19 protein-coding genes and 1 tRNA gene are annotated in these 16,227 nt (G+C 70.2%); 7 read left to right on the top strand and 13 right to left on the bottom strand.

Going from position 1 to position 16,227, the window contains the following annotated elements; translation table 11 throughout:
- The first annotated feature begins 27 nt into the window (after positions 1–27).
- Positions 28–1,092, top strand: a complete 1,065-nt coding sequence (pheS, locus tag GCU42_RS10580) for a phenylalanine--tRNA ligase subunit alpha (protein ID WP_114227477.1) — start codon at positions 28–30, stop codon at positions 1,090–1,092.
- Positions 1,089–3,461, top strand: coding sequence for a phenylalanine--tRNA ligase subunit beta (gene pheT, locus GCU42_RS10585; RefSeq protein WP_114227478.1), 2,373 nt, complete (start codon positions 1,089–1,091; stop codon positions 3,459–3,461). Before pheS ends, pheT begins: the two co-directional genes overlap by 4 nt.
- On the opposite strand, the gene GCU42_RS10590 is transcribed toward pheT, so the two are convergent.
- The 4 genes from GCU42_RS10590 to ftsE are packed head-to-tail and all read right to left on the bottom strand — an operon-like array spanning position 3,450 to position 6,257.
- Positions 3,450–4,139, bottom strand: coding sequence for a lysophospholipid acyltransferase family protein (locus tag GCU42_RS10590; RefSeq protein WP_114227479.1), 690 nt, complete (start codon positions 4,137–4,139; stop codon positions 3,450–3,452). The genes pheT and GCU42_RS10590 overlap by 12 nt on opposite strands.
- Before the next feature lie 8 nt (positions 4,140–4,147).
- On the bottom strand, positions 4,148–4,681 hold the full coding sequence (locus GCU42_RS10595) for a YdcF family protein (protein ID WP_114227480.1): 534 nt from the start codon (positions 4,679–4,681) through the stop codon (positions 4,148–4,150).
- On the bottom strand, positions 4,678–5,550 hold the full coding sequence (locus tag GCU42_RS10600) for an FtsX-like permease family protein (protein WP_114227481.1): 873 nt from the start codon (positions 5,548–5,550) through the stop codon (positions 4,678–4,680). Before GCU42_RS10600 ends, GCU42_RS10595 begins: the two co-directional genes overlap by 4 nt.
- Entirely contained in the window at positions 5,547–6,257 is a 711-nt protein-coding gene (ftsE, locus tag GCU42_RS10605; RefSeq protein WP_114227828.1) for a cell division ATP-binding protein FtsE, read from the bottom strand. The genes GCU42_RS10600 and ftsE overlap by 4 nt, the downstream gene beginning before the upstream one ends.
- A 124-nt stretch (positions 6,258–6,381) precedes the next feature.
- Between ftsE and GCU42_RS10610 the strand changes: the two genes are divergently transcribed.
- From GCU42_RS10610 to GCU42_RS10625, 4 genes are all read left to right on the top strand, one after another.
- The gene (locus GCU42_RS10610; RefSeq protein ID WP_114227482.1) at positions 6,382–7,461 is read left to right on the top strand and encodes a zinc-ribbon domain-containing protein; all 1,080 of its coding nucleotides are present in this window, start codon (positions 6,382–6,384) and stop codon (positions 7,459–7,461) included.
- A 64-nt stretch (positions 7,462–7,525) separates the two neighbouring features.
- Positions 7,526–7,612 (top strand) — tRNA-Leu (locus GCU42_RS10615).
- Positions 7,613–7,813: 201 nt separating this feature from the next.
- Complete coding sequence (gene msrB, locus GCU42_RS10620) at positions 7,814–8,224, top strand: peptide-methionine (R)-S-oxide reductase MsrB (RefSeq protein ID WP_114227829.1); 411 nt, start codon at positions 7,814–7,816, stop codon at positions 8,222–8,224.
- A gap of 44 nt (positions 8,225–8,268) precedes the next feature.
- Positions 8,269–10,416, top strand: a complete 2,148-nt coding sequence (locus GCU42_RS10625; RefSeq protein ID WP_114227483.1) for a transglycosylase domain-containing protein — start codon at positions 8,269–8,271, stop codon at positions 10,414–10,416.
- Here GCU42_RS10625 and GCU42_RS10630 read toward each other — a convergent pair.
- Positions 10,369–11,067, bottom strand: coding sequence for a M48 family metallopeptidase (locus tag GCU42_RS10630; RefSeq protein WP_240309427.1), 699 nt, complete (start codon positions 11,065–11,067; stop codon positions 10,369–10,371). The genes GCU42_RS10625 and GCU42_RS10630 overlap by 48 nt on opposite strands.
- The gene (locus tag GCU42_RS10635; protein ID WP_114227484.1) at positions 11,048–11,491 is read right to left on the bottom strand and encodes a YcgN family cysteine cluster protein; all 444 of its coding nucleotides are present in this window, start codon (positions 11,489–11,491) and stop codon (positions 11,048–11,050) included. Before GCU42_RS10635 ends, GCU42_RS10630 begins: the two co-directional genes overlap by 20 nt.
- A gap of 88 nt (positions 11,492–11,579) precedes the next feature.
- Between GCU42_RS10635 and GCU42_RS10640 the strand changes: the two genes are divergently transcribed.
- Positions 11,580–12,173 (top strand): ankyrin repeat domain-containing protein, encoded by a 594-nt coding sequence (locus GCU42_RS10640; RefSeq protein ID WP_162789201.1) that lies wholly within the window; start codon positions 11,580–11,582, stop codon positions 12,171–12,173.
- A 12-nt stretch (positions 12,174–12,185) separates the two neighbouring features.
- On the opposite strand, the gene GCU42_RS10645 is transcribed toward GCU42_RS10640, so the two are convergent.
- From GCU42_RS10645 to dnaQ, 7 genes are all read right to left on the bottom strand, one after another.
- Complete coding sequence (locus tag GCU42_RS10645) at positions 12,186–12,683, bottom strand: MmcB family DNA repair protein (protein WP_114227486.1); 498 nt, start codon at positions 12,681–12,683, stop codon at positions 12,186–12,188.
- Positions 12,684–12,723: 40 nt separating this feature from the next.
- Positions 12,724–13,368: a cell wall hydrolase gene (locus GCU42_RS10650; protein ID WP_114227487.1), complete on the bottom strand. Its 645-nt coding sequence runs from the start codon at positions 13,366–13,368 to the stop codon at positions 12,724–12,726.
- Between the two features lie 176 nt (positions 13,369–13,544).
- Positions 13,545–13,883 carry a DUF1491 family protein gene (locus GCU42_RS10655; RefSeq protein ID WP_114227488.1) on the bottom strand — a complete coding sequence of 113 codons (339 nt, stop codon included), beginning with the start codon at positions 13,881–13,883 and terminating at the stop codon, positions 13,545–13,547.
- A 3-nt stretch (positions 13,884–13,886) separates the two neighbouring features.
- On the bottom strand, positions 13,887–14,348 hold the full coding sequence (locus GCU42_RS10660; RefSeq protein ID WP_114227489.1) for a PaaI family thioesterase: 462 nt from the start codon (positions 14,346–14,348) through the stop codon (positions 13,887–13,889).
- Entirely contained in the window at positions 14,329–14,793 is a 465-nt protein-coding gene (locus GCU42_RS10665) for a PTS sugar transporter subunit IIA (RefSeq protein WP_114227490.1), read from the bottom strand. The genes GCU42_RS10660 and GCU42_RS10665 overlap by 20 nt, the downstream gene beginning before the upstream one ends.
- A gap of 73 nt (positions 14,794–14,866) precedes the next feature.
- Positions 14,867–15,445 (bottom strand): ribosome hibernation-promoting factor, HPF/YfiA family, encoded by a 579-nt coding sequence (hpf, locus tag GCU42_RS10670; protein WP_114227831.1) that lies wholly within the window; start codon positions 15,443–15,445, stop codon positions 14,867–14,869.
- Positions 15,446–15,504: 59 nt separating this feature from the next.
- On the bottom strand, positions 15,505–16,218 hold the full coding sequence (gene dnaQ, locus GCU42_RS10675; RefSeq protein ID WP_114227491.1) for a DNA polymerase III subunit epsilon: 714 nt from the start codon (positions 16,216–16,218) through the stop codon (positions 15,505–15,507).
- Positions 16,219–16,227: the final 9 nt, after the last annotated feature.

Below are 16,227 nucleotides of genomic sequence, written 5' to 3' on the forward strand. Positions count from 1 at the left end.
CGGCGGCGACGCTAAGGCCCCCGCACGATGACCGAACTGAACGACACGCTGGCGCGGATTGCCGTCGCCGCCGACCTCCAGGCGCTCGATGCCGAGCGGGTGAGCGCGCTCGGCAAGAGCGGCTGGGTGACCGCGCTGTTGAAGACGCTGGGTGGGCTGAGCCCCGAGGAGCGCCAGACCCGCGGGCCTGAAATCCAGGGCGTGCGGGCGAGCGTCGCCGACGCCATCGCGGCGCGCAAGGACGCCCTTGAGGCGGCCGAGCTGAGCCGCAAGCTGGCGACCGAGCGGGTCGACCTGTCGCTGCCCGCGCCCGAGCGGCCGGTCGGCAGCGTCCACCCGGTCAGTCAGGTGATGGAGGAACTGGCCGAGATCTTCGCCGACCTCGGCTTCGCGGTCGCCGAGGGGCCCGAAATTGAGAGCGACTGGTATAATTTCACCGCGCTCAACATGCCCGAGCACCACCCGGCGCGGGCGATGCACGACACTTTCTATTGCGAGCCGCGCGGGGACGAGCCGGCGCGGGTGCTGCGGACCCACACCTCGCCGGTGCAGATCCGCGCGATGGAGGCGCAAGGTGCGCCGCTGCGGGTGATCGCGCCGGGGCGAGTCTATCGCTCGGACAGCGACGCGACCCACACCCCGATGTTTCACCAGATCGAGGGGCTGGTGATCGACCGCAACATTCACATGGGGCACCTCAAGTGGACGCTCGAGACTTTCCTCAAGGCCTTTTTCGAGCGCGACGACATCGTCCTCAGGATGCGACCGAGCTATTTCCCCTTCACCGAGCCGTCGGCCGAGGTCGATGTCGGCTACAGCCATGAAAAGGGCCGCCGCGTGGTCGGCGGGTCGGAGGGCTGGATGGAGGTGCTCGGCAGCGGGATGGTCCATCCGCGGGTAATCGCGGCCGCCGGGCTCGACCCGAACGAGTGGCAGGGCTTCGCCTTCGGGACCGGGGTCGATCGGCTGGCGATGCTCAAATATGGGATGGACGACCTGCGCGCCTTCTTCGACGGCGATATCCGCTGGCTCAAGCATTACGGGTTCAGCGCGCTGGCCGTGCCCACCCTCGCTCAGGGAGTGGGGGCATGAAGTTCACCCTGTCGTGGCTGAAGGACCACCTCGACACCGACGCCTCGGTCGAGACGATCGCCGAGACGCTGACCCGCATCGGGCTCGAGGTCGAAGAGGTCACCAATCCGGCCGAGAAGCTGGCGCCGTTCCGCGTGGCGCAAGTGCTGACCGCCGAGCGCCATCCGCAGGCGGACAAGCTGCAGGTGCTGAGCGTCGATGCCGGCGAGGGACCGATGCAGGTCGTCTGCGGCGCGCCCAATGCGCGGGCGGGGATGAAGGGCGTGTTCGGGCCGCCGGGCGCCTATGTCCCGGGCAGCGACATGACCTTAAAGGTCGCCGCGATCCGCGGGGTCGAGAGCCGGGGCATGATGTGCTCGGTGCGCGAATTGCAGCTTGGCGAGGAGCATGACGGGATCATCGAGCTGCCGGCCGATGCGCCGGTCGGGGCGGCGTTCGCGGCTTATGCCGGGTTGGACGACCCCTTGTTCGATGTCGCGCTGACCCCGAACCGGCCCGACTGCCTCGGCGTGCGCGGGATCGCGCGCGACCTGGCGGCGGCGGGATTGGGGATGCTCAAGGACAAGCCGGTGGCGGCCGTGGCCGCAAACGGCGCCAATCCGGTGCCGATCCGGGTCGAGGACGGCAGCGGCTGTTCGGCTTTTGCCGGGCGGCACATCCGCGGGGTGCGCAATGGCAAGAGCCCCGAGTGGCTGCGGCGGCAGCTGACCGCGGTCGGCTTGCGCCCGATCTCGGCGCTGGTCGATGTCACCAACTTCTTCTCGATCGACCGCGCCCGCCCACTGCACGTCTATGACGCGGCCAAGCTGCAGGGCGGGATCGTCGCCCGCCGCGGGCGCGACGGCGAGCGGTTCGTGGCGCTCAACGACAAGGAATATGCGGTCACCGGCAAGGATTGCGTGATCGCCGACGACCACGCCGTGCTCGGGCTAGGTGGCGTCATGGGCGGCGAGAGCACCGGCGTATCGGGCGGCACGACCGATGTGCTGCTCGAATGCGCGTGGTTCGATCCGGTCTCGATCGCCCAGAGCGGGCGGCGGCATCAGCTCAACTCGGACGCCCGCGCAAGATTCGAACGCGGAGTTGACCCGACCAACTTGCCCGAGATGATCGAGGCGGCGACCGCGCTGATTGTCGAGCTGTGCGGCGGCGAGGCGTCAGACGTGACGTTTGCTGAGGCCGCCGACTGGCCGCAGGTGATCGCCCCGCGCACGGTGCCGTTCCGGCCCGAGCGGACCGCACAGCTTTGCGGGGTCGAGGTGCCCGTCGCCGAGCAGCACGACATTCTCGAACGGCTCGGCTTCACGGTCACCGGCGAGGGCGTCGTCCCGCCCGGCTGGCGGCCCGACATCGACGGCGAGGCCGACCTCGTCGAAGAAGTCGTCCGCATCCACGGCTTCGACCGCATCCCCGCGACCGCGCTGCCGCGCCGCGAGGGCGTCGCGCTGCCGACCGCGACCCCGGCGCAGCGGCTCGAGCGGCGGGTGCGCCGCGCTGCCGCCGCGCGCGGGCTCGACGAGGCGGTGACCTGGAGTTTCATCGGCGAGGCCGAAGCCGCGCCCTTCGCCGACGGGGTCGACCCGTGGGTGGTCGCCAATCCGATCAGCGAGGATTTGAAGGTGATGCGGCCCTCGCTGCTGCCGGGGCTGCTCGCCGCCGCGCGCCGCAACCTCGACCGCGGCGCGAGCAGCGTTCGGCTGTGCGAGCTCGGCCGGCGCTATCGCGACGACGGCGAGCAGCCGACGCTCGGGCTGGTGCTGGCAGGTGAGGCTTCCACGCGCGACTGGCAGCGCGGCAAGGCGGTGCCGTTCGGGCCCTATGACGCCAAGGCCGAGGTGGTCGCCTTGCTCGAGGCCGCCGGGGCGCCGGTCGCCAATCTGATGGTCTTCCCCGACGCCGGGCCGACCTTCCACCCGGGTCGCTCGGCGACGCTGCGGCTGGGGCCGAAGACGGTGCTGGCGGCATTCGGCGAGGTGCATCCGGGGATCGCGCGGCAGTTCGACGTGCCGGCGACGACGCAGGCGGCCGAGCTCTACCTCCAGGCGATCCCGGCGCCGCGCAGCAGCAGCCGGGCGCGGGCCGCTTACACCCCGCCCGCGCTCCAGCCGGTCACCCGCGACTTCGCCTTCCTGGTTCCCGCCGACCTCACCGCCGACGCGCTGGTGCGGGCGATCCGCGGGGCGGAGAAGGTGCTGATCACCGGCGTCCGGGTGTTCGACCGCTACCAGCCTGCCGAGGGCGAGCTGAGCCTGGCAGTCGAGGTGGTGCTCCAGCCGACCGAGAAGACGCTGACCGAAGAGGAGATCGCCGGCGTGGGCGCGCGGATCGTCGCGGCGGCGGAGAAGCTCGGCGCGCGGTTACGCGGCTGATTCGAAGGCGTTCAGGGCAGCGTGGACGCGCTGCTCGATCTCGTCGCGCTTGAGGCCGGCGGGGATCGTCTCGCCGACGCGCAGGTGGATGGTGCCGGGGCGCTTGAGCAGCCCCTTGGACCAGAGACGCCCGCTGTCGAGCGCGATCGGGACCACCGGCATTCCGAGCACGCGGTAGAGGCCGGCGAAACCCGAGCGGAGCGGCGGGGTGGTGCCGGGGGCGACACGCGTGCCTTCGGGAAAGATCACCACCGGGCGGCCGTCGGCCTTGGCCTGTTTGCCCAGCGCCATCATCTCGCGCAGCGCGCTGGCGCCGGCCTCGCGGTCGACGCCGATGACGCCGAATGCCTTCATCACCCAGCCGAGCAGCGGCGTGTCGACATATTGGCGCTTCATCACCACCACCGGCGTGTCGGCGAGGCGCAGCGCCTCGATCGTCTCGACCATCGCCTGATGCTTGATCGCGATCAGGAGCGGGCCGGGCGGGACATTGCCCTCGATCTCCCAGCGGATGCCGAGGAGGTCGTGGACGAGGTTGTGGTGGAAATCGGCCCAGCCGCGCACCACGCGCCGGAGCGCGCGCTGGCTGAACGGCGCGACGAGGAGGCTGGCGATGCAGTAGAAGACCGTCGCCGGGTAGAAGATCAGGAAATAGAGGACGGAGCGGAGGTGCTGCATCGCGGGCCTTACATGTCGAGCCACACCGCGCCGCGGCGGAGGACATATTTGTTATATTCGCCGAACAGCGTGAGGAAGCGCGGGCGGGTCGGGACGGCGTCGGTGAGGAGGGTGTAGCCCGATCCGAGGTGGTGGCGGAATTCGTAAGCCGCGCGGCGCATGTGCCAGTCGCTGGTGACCAGCCGAACCGAGGTGAAATGGTGCTGCTTGAGCCAGCGCCCGGCCTCTTCGGCGTTGGAGCGGGTGTCGACGCTCTCCGAGCCCAAGTCGACGCAGCAGCGCAGCACGGGGCCGCTGTCCTTGCCGAGGCGCTTGACGAGGTCGGCGCGCGAGACGCTGGGGTCGGCGCCGGCGATCAGCATCCGCTGTGCCTGATGGTCGCGCATCACCGCGATCCCGCGCTCGATCCGGTTGGGGCCGCCGGTCAGCACCACCACCGCCTGGGTCACCTGCGGTCCCGCCGGCTGGCCGAGCGTGACGCTGAACAGAGCGAAGCCGAGCGCGTAGAGGAGCAGGAACAAAGCGGCGAGGCGGAGGATCATAGGGTCGCCCGCAATGCCCGATGGATCGTCGCCCGCGCAACCAGCCGCGCGAGGAGAGCGCCGGCGAGCGGGAGCAATCCGAGGACAACGATGTCGAGCGGGCGCAGCGCGGGGCCGTTGGCGGCGAGCGTGAAGAAGGCGCCGCTTGTGACCAGCGTCAGGAAGATGAGGGTCAGCCCGAGGATCGTCCCCGAGATGCCGCCGATCAGCGCCTCGCGTGTCATCCGCCGCTGGAACAAAGCGGCGAGCTGGCGGTCGGTGGCGCCGATGCCGTGGAGCACCTCGATCGTTCCGCGGTGCGCATCATAGGCGCTGCGGGTGGCGAGCATCACCGCCGCCGCGCTGGCCGCCGCCATCAGCAGCACCAATGCGAGCGCGATCCCGCCGAGAAAGCGCAGGCTCGAGAGCAGGGGGCCGAGCTGCTCGGGGTAAGAGGTGAGGCGCGCCGAGGGCGCGGTTTGGGCGAGCGCCTGGCGTAGCGGCGCGGGCGAGGCGCCGGGGGCGAGGGTCAAGTCGATCAGGCCGGGCAGCGGGAGGTCGGCGCTGGCGGCGAGGTCGGGACCGAGCCACTGGCCGACGAGGGAGCGGACCTCGGCTTCGGGGAGGGCAGTGGCGGCCTCGACCCCCTTCGCAGTGCGCAGCTTGGCGGCGAGCGGTTCGGCGGTGCGCGCGCCGCCGGGGAGCTGGATCGACCAGCGCTGCTCGGCCCCGGACGCGACCAGCCGCGCGGCGTTGGCGAGCGCCAGCCCGGCGGCACCGACCAGCACGGTGACGAACATCAGCACCCCGATCAGCCACGGCGCCAGCCGCGGCCCGCGGTCGGGCAGCAACTGCTGGTCGCCGGGCAAGGTGGCGGAACTCGCGGTCATTCGGCCCCCGGCCGCCGCGGCGGATGCTTGAGCGCGCCGGTCGGGTCGACCAGCCGTCCGCCCTCGAGCCGCATCAGCTGCGCGCCCTTGGTGGCGGCGATCAGCGAGAGGTCGTGAGTGGCGACGAGGACGGTGGTGCCGAGCCGGTTGAGGCTCTCGAACAGGTGGAGCAACCGCTGCGCCATCTCGGCATCGACATTGCCGGTCGGCTCGTCGGCGACGAGCAGTTCGGGGTGGGCGACCACCGCGCGGGCGATGGCGACGCGCTGCTGCTCGCCGCCCGACAGCGTCGGCGGGGGCGCGGCGGCGCGGTCGGCGAGCCCGACCCAGTCGAGCAGTTCGCGCACGCTGGTATTTATCTCGGCCTCGGCGCGGCCGGCGATGCGCAGGGGAAGCGCGACATTGTCGAAGGCGGAGAGGTGGCGGACCAGGCGGAAGTCCTGGAAGACCACGCCGATGCGGCGGCGAAAGGCGGGCATCGCTTCGCGCGGGGCATCGCTCAATTCCTCGCCGAACAGCCGGATACGGCCGCGGGTCGGCGCCTGGGCGAGGTAGAGCAATTTCATCAGCGAGGTCTTGCCCGCGCCCGACGGGCCGGTGAGGTAGGTGAAGCCGCCGGCGGGCAGCCGGAAATCGAGATCCTTGAGCACTTCGGCGCCGGTGCCGTAGCGCAGGCCGACGCTGTCGAACTCGACGATGGCGCCCAGGCCGCTCACTTCACTCGTCCCCTCTCCACGCTGCCCGATTCTCTCGCATGGCGCCGCCGCCTTGCCAATGCCGCCGCCATGCGGTTACCCGTGAGAGAACAATAGCGGCAAAGGGCCCGAAGCGATGATCCTCACCTGTCCGGCTTGCGGGACACGCTATACGGTGAAGGACGGCGCCATCCCGCCGGGCGGCCGCCAGGTCCGCTGCGCCAATTGCAAGCATAGCTGGCACCAGGACCCCGAAGAGGGTTCGGCCGCAACCGATCAAGCGGCGGTGGCGCCGCCGGTGGCGCCGGTCGATGCGGCGGATAATCCCGCGCCGGTCAGCGACGTCGCTGCGGGCGCTGAAAATTATGGCCAGCGGGCGGCGGCTGCGCCGGAGCCAACGGCCGAGCCCGAATCCGAGCATGATTATGCCGAAGTCAGCGAGGTGCCCGAGGAGGCGCCTGCTGACCACGGCTGGGAACATGCCCCTTCGGTCGAGGCCGAGCCGCAGACGATCACCTCGGCCGGGGAAGTGCCGGGCGCCAGAACCGAAGCGTTTGAAAGCGCGCCGGCGGTGGAAAGCGAAAGCGAAGCCGCCGAGCGCGAGGCTGACCAGCGTTATGCGATGGCGCAGGACCCGGGGCTGTCGACGCCGGCGCCGCCGCTCGACGAAGCGGCCGGCTGGACCGCGCCAGCCGCGGCCGCGCCCGTCGACGTCGATTTTGCGGCCTATGACAGCGGCAGCGAGGAATTCAGCGGCGGGCGCGGCAAGCTGATGATCGGGCTGCTGGTCGTGCTGGCGATCATCGTCGCCGCGGTGGCGGCCTTCTGGTTCCTCGCCCCGACCTCGTTCAAGGAGCGGATCGGACTGGCGCAGGCGACCGACACGCCGCTGTTGATCCAGGTCGACCAGCGCAACCGGCGGACGCTGGCGAGCGGCAACCAGCTGCTCGAGGTGAGTGGCAAGGTGATCAACCCGACCGACCAGACCCGCCAGGTGCCGCCGCTGCAGGCGCAGCTGCGCAGCCTCGACCAGCAAGTGGTCTATCGCTGGACCATCCCGCCCCCCGCCCCGTCGCTCCAGCCGGGCGGCAGCGCGAGCTTCAACAGCGCCGAGCTCAATATCCCGCCGGCGGCGGCGTGCCTCGACGTGTCGTTCGACCGCAATCGCGCGCCGGAGAAGAAGTGCGTGCCGGAAGGCGCGACCCGCGCCGGTTAGGGCGTTGCGCGGGGGCGGTTGCGCAGGTTCGGCACCGCTGCTAGGGCCGCGCCGCCAAGAACATGCGGTCGTGGCGGAATTGGTAGACGCGCAGCCTTGAGGTGGCTGTGCCCGAAAGGGCGTGGAAGTTCGAGTCTTCTCGACCGCACCAGCAACTCGGTAAGGCCGCCCACGGGCGGCCTTAGCTTTGTCCGGGGGACAAAGCGGCCGAGTTGCTCGCCGAAGAGCGGGCAATCTGCCGGGGACAGGTCAGCCGGTTTGCTCCGCCGCAGAGCGGGCAACTCGGCACCGCGCCCACCCTTCTCCTTCCCGCCGCCGCACCCCACATATGCGGCCGAAGGAGATCCCCCCGATGACCGACATGCCCAAGACCGAGCAGGAGTGGCGCGAGAAGCTCGGCCCCGACCGCTATCGAATCCTGCGTGAGGCCGGCACCGAGGCGCCGTGGACCGGCGACCTGCTCAAGAACAAGGAGCAGGGGCAATATGTCTGCGGCGGCTGCGGCGAGCCGTTGTTCGCCAGCGACACCAAATATGACAGCGGCTCGGGCTGGCCGAGCTTTACCGCCCCCGCCGCGCCGGACGCGGTCAAGGAAATCCACGACCACAGCCACGGCATGACCCGCACCGAGGTGCGCTGCGCCAAGTGCGAGGGCCATCTCGGCCACGTCTTCCCCGACGGGCCGGGACCCGAGGGCCTGCGCTACTGCATCAACTCGGCGAGCCTCGACTTCGCCGGCAAGAAGGATAAGCCCGCCGAGTGACGCTTGCCGACCGGGTGGGCAGCCCCTAAGCCTTGCGCCCACCCATGGCTGCGCCCCCTCGCCGACCCGCCCCGAGCAACGCGCGCCGCGAGCCGCCACCCCGACGCCGTGGCGGCTGGTTCGGGCGGCTGGTGAAGTGGGGGCTGGCGGCGGTGCTGGCCGGGCTGATCGCGCTGGCGATCGCGGTCGGCGTGGCGATGAGCGAATTGCCGTCCTACGCCGAGCTCGCCCAGCGCAAGGACCTCGGGCAGATGATCCGGGTCCATTCAGCCGACGGCAAGGTGCTGGTCTCGATCGGCCCGACCTTCGGCCAGTGGATCCCCTACGAACAGATTCCGGCGCCGATGCGCGCGGCGATGATCGCGGTCGAGGACAAGCGCTTCCGCAGCCATCCGGGCGTCGACCCGATCGGCATCGCCCGCTCGATCAAGGTGCGGCTGCAGACCGGCCATTTCAGCCAGGGCGGGTCGACCATCACCCAGCAGCTGGCGCGCAACATCTTCCTCACCAACAGCCGCAACTTCGGGCGCAAGATTCGCGAGCAGATTCTGGCCCTTGCGCTCGAGCGCAAGTTCACCAAGGACCAGATCCTCGAGCTCTATCTCAACCGGGTCTATTTCGGCGGCGGCGCCTATGGGATCGACGCCGCCAGCCGGACCTTTTTCGGCCATCCGGCGACCCAGTTGAGCCTGGGCGAGGCGACGATCATCGCGGGGCTGGTCAAGGCGCCCTCCAATTATTCGCCGACCGCCGACGTCGAGGCCGCACGCGGCCGCGCCGGGGTGGTGCTCGAGACGATGGTGGAGAACGGCTTCATCAGCCGGGCGACCGCCGAGAGCGTCGACCCCGCGCGGATCGTCGTCCAGCCGACGCAGAAGCAGAACAGCGTCCGCTACTTCACCGACTGGGCGCTGCCCCAGCTCGACACGCTGATCGACGAGACCAGCGATCCGATCGACGTGTGGACCACGCTCGACACACGGATGCAGGCGGCGGGCGACAAGGCGATCGCGGCCAACACCCCGGCCGGGGCGCAGGGCGCGCTGGTCGCGCTCGACCGCGACGGGGCGGTCCGCTCGATGATCGGCGGGCGCGACTATGTGAACAGCATCTACAATCGCGCGACCCAGGCGCAGCGCCAGCCGGGCTCGGCATTCAAGCTGTTCGTCTATCTCGCCGCCCTGGAATCGGGGATGAAGCCGACCACCACTTTGGTCGACGAGCCGATCACCATCGAGGGCTGGACCCCGCGCAACTCGACTCGCAGCTTCCTTGGCACGGTCACGCTGCGCGAGGCGTTCGCCCGCTCGATCAACACGATCAGCGCCAAGATCGGCGCGCAACTAGGCTTCTCGACCATCGCCGACATGGCGCACCGGTTCGGCATTTCGGGCCAGATCTCGACCTATCCGTCGATGGTGCTGGGCTCGTCCGAAGTGCGGCTGATCGACCTGACGCGCGCCTACGCCGCGGTCGAGAACAAGGGCGTGGGCATCAGCCCCTATGCGATCACCCGGGTGGTCACCGCCGACGGACGGCTTCTCTATCGCCACGAGAATGCCGAGGACCGGGTGCTGGTGGCGCCGTGGGTCGCGGCCGAGATGACCGACCTCCTCCAGACCGCGGTGCTGTCGGGGACCGGCCGCGCGGCGCAGATCGGGCGCCCGGTAGCGGGCAAGACCGGGACCACCACCTCGAACAAGGACGGCTGGTTCCTCGGCTTCTCCTCGGGCCTGACCACCGGCGTGTGGATGGGTCGCGACGATGCCAAGACGATCCCCGGGCTGCAGGGCGGGACCGCGCCGGCGCGCGCCTTCCACGATTTCATGGTGGTCGCGGTCGCCAATCGCCCGGTCGAGCAGTTCGAGACCGAAGTGCCGATGCCCGACTGGCAATTGTCGCCCGAGGAGGATCTGAACGCGACCTTCAGCGGTGACCAGCCGCTGGTCGACGCCGACGGCAACCCGCTGCCGAGCCAGCAGGCCGACCCGATGGGCGGCGGACAGAACAATCCCCCGCCGCCGAGCCAGCAGCAGCAACAGCAGCAGGGCTCGCCCGACCAGACCGAGCTCGACCGCATTTTCGGGGGGACACCGCCGCCCCGCGAGGGCGCGCCCCCGCCGACCGACCGCGCGCCGCCGCCGTCAGCCCCGACCGACCAGCCGCAGCGCCGGCCCGACCTCGCGCAATAAGGCGCGCGCCGGGGCGACCGGCCCGCCGAACAGCCGCTCCTCGGCGCGGCGGAAGCTAAGCGAATGGTCCATGTGCAGCCGGTGCGCGACCTCATGCGCGACGACGAAGCGGCGGCATTCGGGCGGGGCGAGGATCAGTCGCCAGCTGTAGCGAATCGCGCCGGACGCGGTGCAGCTCCCCCAGCGGGTGGCGGCGTCGCCGACCGCGACCGAGCTGACCCCGACCCCCGCCGCCGCCGCCGCCGCGCTGGTCTCGGCGCTGAGCGTGTCGCGGGCGCGGGCGTGGAGCCAGCGCAGTACGGCCCGGGCGAGCGCCTCGGGCGGGCCGCCGACGTGGAGTTCGTCGCCGACCAGGGTGACGCTCCGCCGCCCGCCGACCGCGCGGATGGTGACTGGACGGCCCTCGAGCGGGAAGGTCGCGCCGTCGGCGAAGGGCGCGTCGCCCGGCGCGGCGGCGAGCTGGCGCTCGACCCAGGCGCGCTGTTCCCCCGCCCAGCGCAACGCGGCCTTGGCCGAGCCGCGCCGCGGCATGGTCAGTTTGAGCTGGCGCCGTTCGTGATCGACCCGGAGCCGCAGGCGGCGCGCGGCATGGTGGCGCACCAGCGCGATCGGGAGCGGCAGGTCGGGATGGTCAAAGATCGCGGTCGACAAGGTGATACTCGAGCTCGCCCGCGTCCGTTTCGCTGATCGTCCAGCCGCGGGTCGACATGCCGGCTTCGTGGACGGTCTCGCGCCTGCCGCTTTCAAGATAATGCCAGTCGGGGAGCGGCAGATTGTCGGCGCGCAGGCGGTAGGCGCAGGTCGAGGGCAGCCATTCGAGGCTGTCGAGCTTGGCGGGCGACAGTTGCACGCAGTCGATGACGTGGCGCGCGCGATTGGGATAGTCGCTGCACTGCCCGCTGCGCCGGTCGAGCAGCTTGCAGGCGACGTTGGTGGGGTAAAGTTGGCCGGTGTCCTCGTCCTCGAGCTTGTGGAGGCAGCAGCGGCCGCAGCCGTCGCACAGCGCCTCCCACTGGCCCCGGTCGAGGGTCGCCAGCGGCCGGTTCCACCAGGGGTCTTGAGGAGGCTTGTTCATTTCCCGGCCTGCTGTGGTCTGCTAGAGCGGCGCTTTCAAGGCGACGATCGAGCGGGTGGGCGAAATGGGCAGGGTTTTGAGGCGGTTGATGGCGGCGGCGGGACTGGCGCTGCTGGTCCCGACGGTGGTGCAGGCGCAGGCGGCCAAGACCGCCTACGGTTCGGACGGCTATGCCTTCGTCGAGGCGGTCAAGTCGCGCGATGGCACCAAGGTCTTGAATTACCTCGAGGCCAATGGCGCGGCGATGATCAACTTTCGCAACGACAAGGGCGAAAGTGCGCTGCACGTGGTGACCGCGCGCCGCGACACCGACTTCCTCACCTACTTCCTCGCCAAGGGCGGCGACCCGAACCTGCCCAATGGCTCGGGCGACACACCGCTGCACCTGGCGGCGCGCAACGGGTGGGACGACGGGGTGCAATTGCTACTCGCCTATCGGGCGCAGGTCGACCGGCCCAACAAGCTGGGCGAGACCCCGCTGATCGCCGCGGTCCAGGCGCGCCAGTTGGCGGTGATCAAGCGGCTGCTCGAGAATGGCGCCAACCCCGACAAGCGCGACAGCGCGAGCGGCCGCAGCGCGCGCGACTATGCCAAATTGGATGCCCGCTCGGCGACGATCCTGCAGTTGATGGACAGCATCAAGGCGCGCCCGGCGCGGGCGGTCGCCGGCCCCAAACTCTAAGCGCCCCAAGCTCTAGCGGTCGAAGCCGAGGCTGGGGTCGAGCTGCGCGCTCAGGCGGCGCGCGGCGCGGCGGGCGAAGCGCAGCGTCTCGGCCTTACGCCTAGCGGGCGCCAGCGGACGGTGCGCGGCGTCGCGGCAGATAGCGGCGTCATAGCGGTCGGCGACGATCAGCCCCGCCTCGCCGGGGAGGAAGCGCTCTTCCTCGCACAGCGCCGAGAGGTGCGGCGGAACCGCCCAGAAGAAGCGGTCGCAATAATCGAGATAGTCGTGCCATTTGGCGTCGGTGGTGAGGTCGGCCTTGCTGACCTTGATCTCGACGATGGTGAGCTGCCCCTTGGGGTCGATCCCCATCAGGTCGGCGCGGCGGCCATTGGGCAGCGGCACTTCGCAGATGACGAACAGGTCCTGCCGGCAGAACAGGCGGGTGACCCCGCGCGCGACTTCGGCCGCGACCGGAGGCAGATCGTCGAAACAGGGTGGCGGGCTGAGGGACTCGGGGGCGCTACTCACTGGCCCGCATTAGAACAAAGCGGGACCGTAGTGCCAGCGTTTAGCGAAAGAAGACGTGGTTGCCGATCGAGGCGACCTGGGTCGAGTTCCAGCCCGGATGGACGCGCTTGGCGTGGAAGAACATCGCCGAACGGGCGACGTCGTCGTGGAGCTTGCCGTCGACGATGCGGGCGATGGCGACCGCGGTCTGCCACTGGCGGCTCGACTTGCTGACGGTCGGCCAGCGGCCGCCGCTGATGAAGCTGAACTGGCCGTGCTGCTTGAGCACGCCGCAATAGCTGGCGGGGAAGCGGCCGCGGCTGTGGGTGCGGTTGGCGATCACCTGACCGACCGCGAGCTGGCCGGCGAGCGGCTCGCTCTTGCTTTCGAAATAGACGCCGGCGGCGAGGCACTCGAGCTCGCGGCTGCCGGCGTCGCTGGCGCGCAGGTCGGCGACCTTGTCGGCGAGGCTCTCGCTGCGGTCGACGACCGGCTGGGCGGGCGCCTCGGGAGCGGCGGTGACCGGCGCAGCGATCAGCGGCTCACCGGGCTGAAGCAGGGGATCGGGGGTGTTGGTCGAAGCGACGGCAACGGTCGGCGTGACGGTGGCGGCGGTCGAAGCGGCGGCGGGCACAACCTGGGCGGGAGCAACCGTACCGCTGGCGAGAACAGCGCCAGCAATCATCACGGCGAAACGATGCAACATTCGAGACCAAACCTGATGCGGTTGATCGGCGTGGGTCGCACAACATCGAGCTGAAAAGCGCTCGCGCAACTTGGCCAATCCCCCGTCTCGCGTGCCCCCCAATCGCGGCCTGAAATGGCTGCGCGAAGAAGTGCCCCGCTGAACGAGTTCCTCCGTTCACCGCATCGGCGGCACGGTCAACTCGTCGAAGTCGTTTCAGCGATGAATCGTTCGCTCGACGGGATATCCAGTTCGATCACCCAACAATCGGGGTCGCGGGAGCGAGCGCGCGCTACATCTTGTGCCGCCCCTGCCGAATCGCCCGGGCCGGCGCCGATCGCGGTCCAGCGGTAGGTCCAGTCGGCCTGCAGCCGCCGCTCGAGCAGGGCGCGATGGTCGCCGCGCTCGGTCACCACGAGGAGGATGGTGCCGCGGGTCGGATCGCCCTTGTGGAGGACGGTGCCGAACCCGCCGAGCGCCTCGGCGCGGCGGATGAGCGCGGTCGCTTCGACCCCGGGAGCGAGCCGGTCGTCCACGGGTCAGGCGCGGTAGCCGGGGAGGCCGGCGAGCGCGATGTGCGAGCGCATGAAAGTGCCGGTGCCCCGCGCGCATTCCTCGCCGCTCGCGTCGACGATCCGCGCCTCGGCGACGAACACCCGCCGCCGCCCGCTGATCCAGCGGCCGTGGGCTTCGGCCGGGCCGGCGGTCATCGGCTTGGTGAAGTGGAGGTTGAAGGCGGTGGTGAGGAGGAAGCGGTCGCTGACGAGGCTGTTGGCGGCGTAGAAGGCCGCGTCGTCGAGCATCTTGAAGTAGAGCGTGCCATGGGCCGCGCCGGCGGCGTGATAGGCGTCCTCGCGGACGGTGAAACGGATCGTCGCCTCGCCCTGGCGGGGGAGCGCCAGCTGCGATTCGAACAGGCAGTTGATCGGCGCGCTGTCGTACAGCGTTTCGAGCGCGCGCAGGTGCGCGGCGGCGCCCGTGTCAGGCGGCGTCGCGTTCATCGACCCCCATCAGCACCGCCGCCAGCGCATCGCGCGAGCGGGCGCCGCGTAACTGTTCGAGCGTCGCGGCGTGGCGCAGCGTCCGGCTGACCGCCGCGAGGGCTTTCAAATGTTCGGCGCCCGCATCGGGCGGCGACAGCAGGAAGAAGATGAGATCGACCGGCTGGCTGTCGATCGCCTTATAGTCGATCGGCTCGGGCAGCCGCGCGACCATGCACCAGACCCGCGCCAGCCCCTCGATCTTGCCGTGGGGGATGGCGACGCCGTTGCCGAAGCCGGTCGAGCCCAGTTTCTCGCGTTCGTTGAGCGCGCTCGTCACCACCGCCGGGTCGAGCCCCAGCCGCTGCGCGGCGAACTGGCCGAGCAGCTGGAACAGCCCGCGCTTGTTGGTCGCGGGCAGGGCGGACTTGATCGATTCGAAATCGACGAACTCGGCTAGACGCATCGCTTGGCACTCGGGTGTGGCGCCGTCCGGAATGGGCGGGCGCCGGGCGCAATTCCTGAAAAAGGTGGTGGGTTCAGCCGCGCGGCTCGACCCAGCCGATGGTCCCGTCCTCGCGGCGGTAGACCATGTTGAACGCACCCGTTCCGGAGTTGCGGAACATCAACGCACGAGTGTTGCGAAGGTCCATCAGCATCACCGCGTCGCCGACGCTGGCGTCGGGAATATCGACGCTGGTCTCGGCGATGATCGGCGGATGCTCCTGCGCGGGCGCGTCCTCCGGCGGCGGCGCGAAGATGGTGTAGCCGGCATTCTGTGCCACTTCGGTACCGTCGCCCTCGTCGGCGCCATTGCCTTTGCGCGCGCGCAGGCGGGCGACGTAGCGGCTGAGCTGGCGCTCGATCTTGCCGGCGGCGCCGTCGAAGGCGGTGTGGGCGTCCTGCGCCTTGCCGAACGCTTTCAGCACCACGCCGTGGGTGACGGGCGCGACGATGTCGCAAGTGAAGCCGCGGTCGTGCGGGCCGCGGCCGAAGGTGACGTTGGCGCCGATCGCGCGCGAGAAATAGCGGTCCGCGACCGCCGAAATGCGCTCGGTGACATGCGCCCGCAGCGCGTCCCCCGTCTCGACCTGATGGCCCGACACCCGTACGTCCACGTTCGCGGACTCCCTCTTTGTTGCGGCGGCGGTGCCCTGCAACAGCAGGGCTGGGGCCGTCAATGAGCGGGGCTGTTTTCCGCCGCTTGCAGCAGGTGCCACAGCGGGTCCTTCAACCCCGCGACGAACTGGGCATGACGCGCCAATTCTTCAACCGACGCCGCATGGGGGCGGGCCGGACGGACGGCACGCTGCGCCGGAGCGATCGTCGCGCCGGCGCCGGTGTCGGCGATCACCTCGCTGACGAGCGAGAGGCCGATCTGGCGGCCGCCGGTCAATTCGACATAGACTTGGGCAAGGAGCTGTGCGTCGAGCAGCGCGCCGTGAAGAACGCGCGCCGAGCGGTCGACCCCGAAGCGGGTGCAGAGCGCGTCGAGGCTGTGCTTGGCGCCGGGGTGTTTCGAGCGCGCCATCATCAGCGTGCAGATCATCCGGCTCATGCACACCGGATCGCGGCCGCACAGCGCCAGCTCGGCATTTAGGAAGCCGAAGTCGAACGAGGCGTTGTGCGCGATCAGCGGCGCGTCGCCGATGAAGGCGAGCAGTTCGTCGCAGCGCTCGGCGAAGCGCGGCTTGTCGGAAAGGAAAATCGCCGACAGTCCGTGCACCGCCTCGGCCTCCGACGGCATCGCGCGGTCGGGATTGAAATAGGCGTGGAAGCTTCGCCCGGTCTCGCAGCGGTTGATCATCTCGACGCAGCCGATCTCGACCATCCGGTCGCCGGTGGCCGGGTTTACGCCGGTGGTTTCGGTGTCGAAGATGATCTCGCGCATGGTCGCCCT

This window comes from Sphingomonas ginsengisoli An et al. 2013 (assembly GCF_009363895.1).
GTDB lineage: Bacteria > Pseudomonadota > Alphaproteobacteria > Sphingomonadales > Sphingomonadaceae > Sphingomicrobium > Sphingomicrobium ginsengisoli.